Here is a 1,621-nt window from a genome sequence, read left to right as displayed (position 1 = left end):
GGCGGTCAGCTTGGCGATGACGTCGTCAGTGGTATCGGTCACTTTGACCGATGCCGCGTCGCCCAGCTGCAGGTTCTCGAAGGCACGGCCGTCAACATCGACCGCGGACTTGATACCCAGGGAGATTTCGCCAGCGTCTTTGTAAACGTCGTCGCCCTGTGCTTCGTGGGTGTACGGCGCGCTGGTTTCACCCGCTTTGATAGTGACCTGAGCGTTGTTACTCAGGGTCACAACCAGGTCGTGGGTCAGAGCGGTGTTGATGTGGACGGTGAACGTCGGCTTGACGTTCTCAGCAACCGAAACCTGGTCAGCGGTAATGGTGACCTGCACCAAGTCGCCCTGGTTACCGGTACCTGGAGTACCCGAACCCGGTTCGTCCGTCACAGAAGTGGTGACAGTTTCACCACCCAGAGCCAGCTTCTCGAAGCTGTCTGCCCCCGAAACCGACTCAAGCTTGTTGGCAATAGCGGCCTGGCCGCCGACGTACACGTCATCGTTAACCGTGATGGTCGCGGTACCAGAGGCACTGTCAGCCGGAATCGTAACTTTTGTGCCGTCGGTCAGGGTGAAGGTCAGTGCCCCGTGCTGAGTGACCGAAAGCCCCTGCGCGTTGGTCAGCGTGACGGTGTAGGTCACCTGGCCGCCTTCCGCCACAGTCGCCTTGTCGACAGTCAAGGTTGCAACGACTTCGCTGATGGTGTCCGAAATCTCGACGGTAGCGGGACCACCGATGGCCAGATGCTCGAAGGTTGCACCCGAAACAGTGGCATCGGTGACGCTCAGTGTCACGGAGCCCGCGTCCTTGATGACGTCATCGCCCTGAGCCGGGGTCTTGTACTCGACTTCGGTCTTGCCGGCCTCGATGGTGACGGTTTCGCCATTCGACAGGGTCACGGTCAGCGGACGGTCCAGCGCCTGGCTCACTTTGATCGTGAAGGATGGCTGCTGGTCTTCAGTGACATTACCGTTACTGACGATGCTTACGGTGACGGTATCGACAGTGTCATTGATTACAGTGGACGCTGGGGTTGAGTTCGGCGTGAGTTGCTCGAAGTTACCGCCAGTAGCGTCCTTGATCGTGACAGTTACGGTCGAGCCGTTGTTGTAGACGTCATTGGCCGGGGTCTGGAAATCAACGCTGCCCTGGGTTTTGCCCGCTTCGACGGTGATGGTCTGGCCGTTCGACAGGGTCACAGTCACCGGCGTCTGGGCAGGGTTGCTCAGGGTCACGGTGTAGGTGATTACGCCGCCTTCGGTGACCGACGGGTTGGCAGTCAGGGTCGCGGTAGTGACATCAACCGAATCATTGATCGTGGTTTGAGCCGGGGTCGGGTTCGGCGTCAGTTGCTCGAAGTTACCGCCAGCGGCACCGGTGATGGAGGTGCTGACGGTCGAGCCGTTGTTGTAGACGTCGTTGGCCGGGGTCTGGAAGTCAACGCTGCCTTGAGTCTTGCCGGCTTCGACGGTGATGGTCTGGCCGTTCGACAGGGTCACGGTTACCGGCGTCTGGGCAGGGTTGCTCAGGGTCACGGTGTAGGTGATTACGCCGCCTTCGGTGACCGACGGGTTGGCAGTCAGGGTCGCGGTAGTGACATCAACCGAATCATTGATCGTGGTCTGC

At 59.8% G+C, this 1,621-nt stretch carries 1 protein-coding gene; it reads right to left on the bottom strand.

Annotated elements, in window-relative coordinates; all coding sequences use genetic code 11:
* Window positions 1–1,621: immunoglobulin-like domain-containing protein (locus tag HU764_RS27460; protein WP_338109090.1), on the bottom strand; the 1,621-nt coding region annotated here is incomplete at both ends.

Origin of the sequence: Pseudomonas kermanshahensis (genome assembly GCF_014269205.2) — a bacterium.
In the GTDB taxonomy this organism is placed as follows: domain Bacteria; phylum Pseudomonadota; class Gammaproteobacteria; order Pseudomonadales; family Pseudomonadaceae; genus Aquipseudomonas; species Aquipseudomonas kermanshahensis.
This window is presented reverse-complemented; position numbering and strand designations above follow the sequence as displayed.